8 protein-coding genes are annotated in these 10,998 nt (G+C 40.8%); all 8 read right to left on the bottom strand.

The annotated features are described in order from the left end of the window. Nucleotides 1-272 precede the first annotated feature (272 nt). The 8 genes from ACTCCX_RS05430 to ACTCCX_RS05465 all read right to left on the bottom strand — a co-directional run bounded on the left by ACTCCX_RS05430 (nt 273) and on the right by ACTCCX_RS05465 (nt 10,952). Nucleotides 273-1,748: an O-antigen polymerase gene (locus tag ACTCCX_RS05430; RefSeq protein ID WP_463275072.1), complete on the bottom strand. Its 1,476-nt coding sequence runs from the start codon at nt 1,746-1,748 to the stop codon at nt 273-275. A 113-nt stretch (nt 1,749-1,861) separates the two neighbouring features. After that, entirely contained in the window at nt 1,862-3,007 is a 1,146-nt protein-coding gene (wecB, locus tag ACTCCX_RS05435) for a non-hydrolyzing UDP-N-acetylglucosamine 2-epimerase (RefSeq protein ID WP_463275073.1), read from the bottom strand. Between the two features lie 12 nt (nt 3,008-3,019). Next, on the bottom strand, nt 3,020-4,084 hold the full coding sequence (locus ACTCCX_RS05440) for a glycosyltransferase family protein (RefSeq protein WP_463275074.1): 1,065 nt from the start codon (nt 4,082-4,084) through the stop codon (nt 3,020-3,022). Between the two features lie 95 nt (nt 4,085-4,179). Then, nucleotides 4,180-5,061: a UTP--glucose-1-phosphate uridylyltransferase gene (locus ACTCCX_RS05445; protein WP_463275075.1), complete on the bottom strand. Its 882-nt coding sequence runs from the start codon at nt 5,059-5,061 to the stop codon at nt 4,180-4,182. A 107-nt stretch (nt 5,062-5,168) separates the two neighbouring features. Next, nucleotides 5,169-6,380, bottom strand: coding sequence for an LCP family glycopolymer transferase (locus tag ACTCCX_RS05450; RefSeq protein WP_463275076.1), 1,212 nt, complete (start codon nt 6,378-6,380; stop codon nt 5,169-5,171). A 280-nt stretch (nt 6,381-6,660) separates the two neighbouring features. Next, nucleotides 6,661-7,560 carry a glycosyltransferase family 2 protein gene (locus ACTCCX_RS05455; protein ID WP_463275077.1) on the bottom strand — a complete coding sequence of 300 codons (900 nt, stop codon included), beginning with the start codon at nt 7,558-7,560 and terminating at the stop codon, nt 6,661-6,663. A 61-nt stretch (nt 7,561-7,621) separates the two neighbouring features. Beyond that, nucleotides 7,622-9,076: a flippase gene (locus ACTCCX_RS05460; protein ID WP_463275078.1), complete on the bottom strand. Its 1,455-nt coding sequence runs from the start codon at nt 9,074-9,076 to the stop codon at nt 7,622-7,624. Between the two features lie 235 nt (nt 9,077-9,311). Next, nucleotides 9,312-10,952, bottom strand: coding sequence for a C39 family peptidase (locus tag ACTCCX_RS05465; RefSeq protein ID WP_463275079.1), 1,641 nt, complete (start codon nt 10,950-10,952; stop codon nt 9,312-9,314). Nucleotides 10,953-10,998: the final 46 nt, after the last annotated feature.

Consider the following 10,998-nt stretch of genomic DNA (forward strand, 5'->3'; position numbering starts at 1 on the left):
TGCTGAACGGGTTCGTTCAGCCCTGAAAGAAATTTAGGAAATCTGTCCGACTGAGCATCGAAGAGCGCAATAGGACAGATTTATCTAATTTCCGAAGGGTTAACCCGTGAAGCTGGCCATCATTTTAGGCGCATGAAACATTTTGCAAACGTGTGAAACACCTATGGTGAAGCACTTTTCAATCCGAAAAATTTTATACTTTCCTAGTATACAAAAAAAGGCAACCCCGACACGTGATCGGGATTCCCTTTTTGAATGGTAAAATTCAATCTTCATTGGTTCTGAATGCTCATTTCCGGCACTTTATTCCTTATTTTCATATTCCAGAAAGCCAAGAGTACCAAGAATACTACTGTATATTGCATCGTACTGTTGCTTAACCATGGGATGAAGAATGAGAACAGACAAGCATAGACGAATAGTCCAGAGAGCATAATGATGAATGGATTTTGACTGACCAGTGACATATGTTTCAGCCATGCCAAAACATAGCCATATAGTGCCATACCGACGATGACCCCAAAGATGCCAAAATCGAAGTAAAAATCAGAAACAAAGCCGAATGTATTAAGGAAAGGACTGATTTGCAGTCTTGCTTTGTCGTGCTTATAGGCATCCATCAGTTCAACCTCTTCCCCAGTAACCTTCGACCAAGCCTTTACGGGAAGTTCCAACAAAGAAATACCGTAATAGTGATTTTTCTGATGATTGACCTGATTATTGAAGCTTTGAAGGCTGTTTGAAAAATAGACATATGGTGTCACCAATACCTGCGGCAAATCAAAAGCGACTTCGTGTTGAGTCGGTTTTATCGTTTCTGTGTCGTCTGAAGGATCAGCACTGTTGTCATCCTCTTGTACATTGCTTTGTGTGTAGGCATCCGCTAAATACTCCTCACTTTGGTTTCTCGCTCCCGACAAGAAAACAAACGCCCAACCGAAGCAAAGCACCATTGCGATAAATAGTTGAAAAGTTTTTTTGCGATGATAGAAAGCCAACGTAAAGAACATGATGAACAACTGTTGCAACAACAATTGGCGGGAAACGATCAGTATCGGAATGGCATAACTGATTAGGCTCAAAACAATCAAAACCAATGCTTTGAAAGAATGCCATTTTACACCGTACTGATGAATATAAATGACCGCTAAGCTAGGAATGAAATAGGATAACACGACAAATTGGTGCAACCCACTGACATAAAAGGTAACATAAGCATTCATGTCACTACTGAAATAAGGCAACTCACCAATAATGATACTTTCCGCTACAAAACATCCTAGAATGAACAAAGATATCAGCAACGATACTGTAAAGAACAGATTACCGTCCATAAGTTTCGTTGGTTTAACTTTCTCTTCATTGGGGTTGTTGTGTATTATTTCATACAGGAATGATCCTAGTAACAATAGAACTGGTGTGATAATCAAAACGATCGAAGTCTTTAGACTCAGTTCATTATAGATAGGATTCAACCTGATCAAATTCAAAGCGAACGAGACCAACCAGGCTGCTAAAAAGATAGCCCTGAAATCGAAAAAATCCTTATTCTTTATTGAAATATAAAAATAACTGAACACTGCTAAAGCAAACATAATAATGAATGACATTATTTGGTTTTCAAAACCGATCACCCTCATCAAAAGAAACACGAGTATGATCAAAATAGCATTCTTAATTAAGTATGCATGCTTATTATTGAAAGAAAAAATATCTTTCCGACTTAATTTTGGATGATTCACTTGCATTACCCTTTACCTTTCTTCCTCGTAATTTAAAGTTTATTTAAAAATAGTAATCATAAAAACACAATACAATATAGCATATTGAATTATAGAATACTATCAAAAAATAGGCGCCCCTAATACTTGAAATCTTCAGGCCTTTGGTCCATACGGCCAAATTCGTAAGCGATACAGTCCAAAATCCTTTGGGATGCTTTACCATCTCCATATGGATTTTCCGCTTCGGACATTTTTTTGTGCAACGTGGCATTATCAAGTAAATCTGTCATGGCTTCAACCACATCTTTTGTCTCAGTTCCCACCAGTTTCAGTGTTCCAGCCTCGACGCCTTCTGGCCTTTCTGTGGTATCACGCAAGACCAGTACCGGGATGCCCATAGAGGGTGCTTCTTCTTGCACACCACCCGAATCGCTCATGATCATGTAGCTTCTGGCTGCGACGTTATGGAAATCGACGACATCCAACGGCGCAATAAGATGGATACGCTCATGGTCCCCAAGATGCGCATTCGCCAGTTCCTGAACCACAGGATTCAAGTGAACCGGATAGATTATTTCAATATCAGGATAGGCATCAACGACCTGTCTGATTGCACGAAATACCTGTTCCATAGGTTTCCCTTGGTTTTCACGACGATGCATCGTCACCAAGATGAGTTTATGCGCTTCAGGAATACGGTTCAGGATTTCGTTCTGATAATCTTCCCGGACCGTATGCTGTAAAGCATCGATAGCTGTATTACCGGTAATGTAAATAGCATTTAAGTCGTGATTTTCTTTCAGCAGATTGACCTCGCTTTGCGTTGTTGGTGCAAAATACAAGTCCGAGATGACATCTGTTACCTGCCTGTTGATTTCTTCCGGGAAAGGAGAGTATTTATTCCAAGTTCGTAATCCGGCCTCAACGTGGCCCACCTTAATGTTGTGATAGAATGCTGAAATTGCCGCCGCAAATGTGGTAGTCGTATCGCCGTGAACCAAAACAATATCCGGCTTTGCTTCTAACATGACTGCCTCCAACCCCATCAAGACATTAGCAGTAATCTGTGATAGCGTTTGGCGATCTTTCATTACATTCAAATCATAATCCGGTTTGATGTCGAAAATAGTCAATACCTGGTCAAGCATTTGCCGATGCTGCGCCGTTACAGTCACAATCGACTCGAACCGGTCGGATTGTTTCTCCAATTCCTTCACCAGAGGGGCCATTTTTATGGCTTCAGGTCTCGTTCCAAAAATGGTCATTACTTTTATCTTCTTCATAATTACACATCCTCAAATTTTCTCGGTCAGTACCTCGATGATATCTGACGCTCTTCTGTCCCAAGTGTTGTTCACCAAAAAATCAGCCTGTTGTTTTCGAGAATATTTTGGCTTAAAGTTTGTTTCGATCAATTTTTGCACCAATTCATTATATTCTGCGGCATTATTGTAGAAATAAACAAAATCACCGAATCTCTCTATTTCCGGATAATAGACCGAGATGATGCATTTCCCATAGCTGATGTATTCGTACAGTTTGACCGGGTCAACCGCCAGAACTGTGTCATTCAAAATGAACGGCATTACTAAGCAGTCTACATTCTCGATGTTCGTGTATAACTCATCATGCGGAATGATACCGCAGTATTTGACACGTTCTATCGGCTTTTTAACAACGGTCGGGCCGATGATGTCATAGGACACATTTTTAAAAGCAGCGACATTACTCGCTAGCGTTTCGAAGTCGAACCAGGAATCGACCGTTCCGATATACGCGATTTTGTAGTTCGTTTTTTCTCCATCAGACGTGCCCCGCTCATCATAAAATAGTTCACTTTGTACAAAACCATTGCGGATTATCGTCACTTTTTTGCTCGGATCCACGCGCATGATATCTTCGTACAAGCCATGGCTTGAGGCAAAAATATAACTGGCTTTTGCGATCAAAGCTAACTCCATGTTTTGCACGTATTGTTTCCTTTCACTTTTCGCCATGTTCACATGACGGTCCATGCAATCATAAATGATTGTCCCACTATAATCTTCCGGAATCGCTTCAAACAACTCAGGAGAGCATACCCAAAGATAATCATAGTCTCCCTTAATGATTCTCCTCTTATAGTTGCTTCGGATCATTGCGTTGAACTGCTTAATGATCGGCAAATCATTCTTCGGCAGCTGGAAATAGACAACTTGCTTCGAAGGACGAACTTTATTTTTTCTGACGGTTTTGCGGTTGTTCGCAAAACGATATTGCACGGTGACATCAAAATATTTACCTAATTCCAAAGCCAAAATTTGCGGCCTTTGGAAAATCCAATCCCAATCGACATGCATCATATATAGCATTTTTTCCATATTCTTCTCCTGTTTTAAACGCCATCCAGCGTTCTTTTTATTCTTTTTGCTCACCAGCTCCAGCTAGGACTACTTGAATGGAATAGGTAGCATAATTACTCCTGCTTCAGCTGTTTGCTTAATTCCTTCAGATACTCAACCAGTGGCTGAGCTGTTTCCTTGTGCTTCATACCTAATTCGATGTTTGCAATCAGTAGCCCGTACTTATCACCCACATCGTATCTTTTGCCTTGATATTCGTACGCCAGCACGTCTTGCTCTTTGTTCAGCGCTTCGATAGCATCCGTCAGTTGCAGTTCGGGCTTCCCCTGTGCAGACAATGAGTGCAATTTAGGAAAGATATCCGGTGTCATGACATATCTGCCTATGATGCCCAAGTCGTTGGATACGACCGAAGAACCGGCCTTTTCAAAAACATGACTGATGCCAAAAAGGGTTTCCCCTATCGCGTTGGAAACTTCCACAACACCAGACTGGGCTAATTTCTCCAAACCAGTCTTCATCATGGAAATAACGGGTTTCTGATATGCCTCATACAGATTCATCAAGGTTTTGGTCAGTGGTACCTCGTTCGGCATGATATCATCGCCCAGCAAAATGACAAATGGTTCATCGCCAACAAATGACTCTGCATGAAGAATAGCATCCCCCAAACCATCCGGATACGCTTGTCTGATGTAATGGATATTTGGAACATCCGATTTAGCAAGAATCGCTAATTTTTCGTGATCGTCCTTATCCGAAAGCATTTTTTCCAAGTGAATATTCCGGTCAAAATGATTTCCGATTGTGGACTTGTTCTTTCCACTTATGATCAATATTTCTTCTATTCCAGAAGCAAGGGCTTCCTCTATAACAAATTGGATAACAGGAGTGTCGACAATAGGCAACATTTCCTTTGGCATGGCCTTGGTTGCCGGAAGGAAATCTACCCCAAAATCAGCTGCTGTTATGATTGCTTTCTTAATTTTCCTCATTCTTGCCCTTCTTTCTGCTTTTATCTCTATTATTATATCAAACAACCCGCCGAAAAAAAACGAGGGCCGGACTTTTGTCCACCCTCGTATGGTTACGCATGATATTTTTAATAGCTGTATGCCTCAGAATAGATTTCATCATTGGTGGATGATGCGTTTTCGTTGTAATAGCCGTCTGAATAGTCGCTTTCTGTGTAAGTGTCGTCAGTATATGTATCCCCGACATATGGTTCTTCTGTATAAATCTCTTCCTGATAGGTTTCTTCGTAATAAGGTTCCTCATAGGAATAAGACTCTTCGGTATAGACACCGCCATACTCATCAATATCCGTAAATGCAAGATCCTCCTCAAGGCTCTCGGCCAAGCCCAATTCTTTACGGAAAATATTGGAAATGCGCAAACGCTCTTGCGGGTTCACATACAAATAGTAGATTTCATTTATGTAAGTTTCCTCACCAACCAGGGAATCCTGCACGAAATTCTGCAATGAACTCTTGTAACCGGCCTGAAGATCAACTAACTCATCAAAAGTCAAATTAGTCTTGACGTTAGCTGATAAAGTATCCAAAATCTTTCGATAGTTCTTTAGTGAATCCAAGCTGACGATTTTGTTGAGCAAGGCTTCGACAACCAATTTTTCTCTGTCTTGTCGGCCCGCATCGCCTGCAGGATCGTCATGACGCATCCTAGCGAAGGCCAATGCCGCTTGACCATCCAATTCTATTGTTTCACCTTCAACAAACTCAAAATTATCATATTCAAACGTCAATGGGCTGACCACTTCTATGCCGCCTATCGCGTTGATGATATCCACGATGCCCTGCATATTCGCTGTCACATAATAATCAACCGGAATGTTCAGGAATTGCTGCACCGAATTGATCGCCATACTCGTTTCGCCAAAAGCATATGCATGGGTTATTTTGTCATAATACGGGAATCCGTCCAAACCATTATACTCAACCATTTCTGCATAAGAGTCACGGGGAATACTCACCAAGGTAGTGGTCTTCGTAGTCGGATTAATTGTACCAATAATGATAGCGTCACTTCTGCCGACGTCAGTATCCCTTCCCAAAGCCCCGTTGTCAACTCCAAATAAAGCAAACGAAATCGGTTCGGATGCATCAGTGGATACATCTTTATCTCTTAAATCATTCGTTTCAACACTTTCATACATAGCTGTCACGGTATTATCGACCTCTGAATAGGACTTCCAAAAAAAGAACCCTAAAATGATAACAAGGCCAGCAAGCACAGCTGAAATTCCTTTTATTATTCTCTTGCTTTTCTTTTGCCGACGTCTACTGTTATTCATTATTTTTTATCCTCTTTCCTTAATAGGTTTAATAAAAAAAATAGCCCATTCACAAATAGTCATTTTTCAGTATAAAGGATTGGCTTGGATTAAAAAAGGCTAAATCAAAAATATATTAAAAATTTAACAAAAGTCACAAAAAATGAACACTCCTTTTCATATCAATAAAAAAATCGGCAAAACAAAAAGACGCCCAAAACTGAATCAGTAAAAATCCGATTCAGTTCCAGCCCCTCTGTGCCGAACGCGTGACTTATTTTGAAAAAACCACTTGCGCCCGCTATTGGTTTATGATGATAAAAGGATACTTTTTCTTGTCAATCAGGTTGAATACACCGTGAAGATAATACTTTATCTCGTCCCTGTTGGAAAAATCAAACACTAAAGTCTGAACCATTTTCAACCCCAAGTAAACAAAGAACTTCGCTTTTTGGGTAAACGTGCCGTTCCTTTTCACAAAGACCACTCGGTTTCTGTACAACAAGTATTTGCTTAGGCCTTGTACCTTGTTGATCGAACTGGAACCTTTATGATAGATATGCGCGGTTGTCAGGCAGTATACGCCAAATTTGGCTTGTTTAGCCCGGCAACACCATTCCGTCTCTTCATAGAATAAGAAGTAATTTTCCGGTATCAAACCGATTTTTTCCATCACTTCTTTACGCACCAACATGCAGGCGCCCCCGATATAGTCACAGGCAATGACTTTTTCCACTTCATCGATAGGTTTCCCTTGATTAAGGGGCAGATCGGCTCCTTTCGCGATATTGATCATCGCACCCGTCGTTTGGATGAGTTCTGGTTCATCAAATTCCAATATTGCTGGTCCTACCATTCCGCAATCAGGGTTTGTTTCCGCGAAGTCGACCAGCTGTTTCAGGAAATCCGGTTCGACTTCCGTGTCATTGTTCAATACGCAAACATAATCAGCCCCGTCTTCTAATGCCCACCGGATACCAACATTGTTACCGCCAGCATAACCCAAATTCTTCCCGGTCTGCAACAAGATGATGTCACGCGCCAAATTCTGTTGCAAAGTGGCGTAGTCATTGGTTGATGCATTATCCACCACGATGATTTTGTAATTCTCATATTGAATCTTAAGCAAACTCTCAACGCATGCGATTGTATCTTCATAGCCATTGTAATTTAAAACAACGATGTGAACACTTTTTTCCAATTGATTCCCCTCAAATCTATCATTTATTCTTGCAAGGCTGCTAAAAAACTACATAAATTTGTTAAACTTTTTTATTCCTGAATTTTGACAATAACGGGCCAGCAACTTCCAGCACCGCTTCATTCTTCAAGGCCAACATAACCAATAAATAGACGATAGCGCCCACACCGGCAGTCGCACACGTATACAGAAGCACATTAGTGATCAAGTTACGCAACACAAAAGCGACAACTGCCAACGCCACACAACCAATCAGACTGGCCCCAATATTTTTGGAGATCCCTTTCAACTCGATATGTTCTTTGGCGTAATAGTAACTCATCAACAACACAAGCAGTTCAGCAATCATCGTAGTCAGGGCTGCACCTTTTTCTTGGAAAATCGGGATCATCACCAGATTCAGACCCACATTGACAATTGCACTTGCTAAAGTCGCCTTTAAAATATATTTTTCCTTTTTCATTGGCAATAGAATCAAGGATACGATGACCGTTGCATAGATTGAAAAGAGTAAGGCCACACTCAATATTCTGAGTGAAACTGCAGCCTCAAGATAGTCGGCACCGGAAAGGATGATGACCAACTCCTCGCTCAACAGGTTGATGCCAACCACCGACGGCAAAATAAGCACAGAGATATAATTAAAAACTTTATTGATCGTATTTCGGTAATCCTCCATTCGATTGTCCGCTAAGTAGAAGGACAGCCTCGGGATTGCAACTATAATTACCGCAGCAAGAACCGATTTTACAGTCGTGTATATTTTTACAGCTACACTGTAAATACCGACGGAGTAGTTTCCGACCATAAACCCTAATAAAGTAATATCTGAATTAACATAAAATGTTGATAAGAGATTATTCGAAAAAATAATCAAGATCGGTTTTAAATGCTGTTTAAGGCCCAAGTGCCTAGTCAATCTCAACTTCGTATATTTCCTCGAATGAACATAGTTGATTACGTTGGAACCAACAGTTGAGATGACAGTGATTAGTGCGTATAAATAGTAATCTTCGGTATCTTTCACCAAAACAAAAAGCAGAATCAGTGAAATAATTTGAAAGGCCAAACTGCGCAGCGTTATGAACAAATAGTCCTCATAGATGCTGTAAATCCACTCTACTCCGACTGTAGTGAAGATGATGCTCATGCTTTGAATCAGCAACAACGACCTGTAATCCGCTAACGAAGGCACTGTGAACAAAACGACAAACAGGAAGAGATAGGAAATCACCGTCGAAATCAGATTGATTGTGAACACTTGGTTTCCGAATGTATTCAATTTTTCCGGATCGTTCCGCAGCCCTGCCCCTTCTCTGATGGCATAGGTTGCTACACCCAGTCCTGCCAACAGCAAAAAGTAATTAACGATGGAACTGCTGAAATTGACTTTTCCCAAATTAGTAACTTGCAAAACCCTCGTGGCGTAAGGAAAAGTTATTAATGGAAATATGATTGCAAGTACGGTCCTTATCCCATTGAGAGATGCATTCCGTTTTAAAGATTTATTTTCCATTCTTGAAACTACCTCAAATCTAATTATTTTATTTCCGTCTTATATATAATAACAGTCTTCTGAAAGAAAGCCCACGGGCAAATCAGTCTAACCGACAATATCATAAACAGATTATTCCGTAAATAGACTGAAAATTACTTTTAGGAATACTTAATTTCCGCATTAACTAGTTTATCTCAAAATAAGAAGAGTGAACTTATCCGATTCAGATAAGTTCACTCGAATTTTTTCCAGCTTATCGAACAACAACTGCATAATTTAATGCATTATACGCTTTTTCGAACTTTTCTTTCGTTACCCAGTATTGACTCTTTGCATATGAATTTGGATCATTCACTAAATAATCCCCTGTTTGCTCATCATAACCAATCAGGGTCATAACGTGCATGTTGTCAACTGTCCTCACATAGCCGGCATTGCCCATATAATATATGCCCCATACCGGAGTTGCAAAATTGTTGGTGACATAGACAACTACTGGATTGCCCTGCTTTATTTCTGCTTTCAATTGTACGGTAGAAAAACCTGTTGCATCAGCTACTTTCCCACTGTAAATTTTGCCGTACGAAGCCAACGCTTTAGTGAAGATAGACTGGTAGACCCCATCCACGATTTTATAGGGAGAGGACGCGAATGCTTCAAATGGATTGTTACTGTTCTTAGGCATGTTATCTAAGAATGTTTTGAGAGAAACATTTGTATAGCCTTTATATTGCAGACCCATCAGCAAACTCGCACCCTCACACCCCATTGGAGCGTATGTTGGAGTTAGTTGAGAAACAAAAGGAACATTTAAGGTGATTTTGGGATTTTCCATGAATGCTCCAGTGGTCTTTCCTGGAGCCCCGCTACTCTTTGGCAAGATTTTTATTTGAATACCTTCCAAGCGATATCCATATTTTGCTGTTCCTGAGGGTTCCCCATTTTTCGCCCAGCCTGTCCAACCGAACATCTGTGCATGGACACGATAATAAACGTCAAATTTTTGGCTCATTTCGCCGTTCAGTTTGATTTTTATTGCCTCCAGTCTCAGGGATTGTCCGGATGTTCCACTTAAAAGTCCATCACTCACTTCAGCTTGCCAACCAATATTTTGAATATGCGTGCTGTACGAGATGGATCCTGCATAAGGCAGATCGGACAATTGAATTTTAATCCCTTCCAATCTTAAGGCCTTTCCAGTAGTCCCGCTTGACGCTCCATCGCGGACCTCATTTTGCCATCCAATATTTTGCACATGCGTTTGGTAAATGATAGTTGGGTATTTTACAAATGGACTTACTGTAGGACCCGGTGCTATCCCATCTTTTTCCACCAATCTGATTTCAATTGCTTCCAAACGATAACCATAACCTGCCGTTCCTGATGATTCACCATTTTTTGCCCAATCCAACCAGCCAACGTTTTGTGCATGGACACGATAATAGATATCATATTTTTGAGCCAAATCATCCGTAAGTTTTATTTCGATTGCTTCCAATCGTTTGGCTTCTCCTTCTGTGCCACTCACTTTCCCGTTAGAAACCCAATTCATCCACCCATAATCTTGGACATGCGTCCGATATACGATATCACCGATCGGAAGGTTGTCTGTCCTCTTGATCTGGATGGCTTCCAACCTACGTGCCCCCCCTTCCGTACCACTTAGTTCCCCTTCATGCTTATCAGATTGCCAACCGATACCAGAAATATGTGATTGGTATGAGAGTAAAAATGAGTCTCCAACTTTTGATGTTTCAACAGTTGGAGTCACTGTAGCTGTCGTTTCCGCTGAAGCGGTCGCCATGGTTGCTGATGTTAAAAACCCTACCAGAATTATCCCAATCACCACCAAAGAATATCTTTGTACCTTCCATTTCGACGTACTGTTTTTCATCCGCAAACTCCCCTTTTCTGATGATTGCAAAGATTAATCGGGAATC

Source organism: Trichococcus sp. (genome assembly GCF_055118575.1).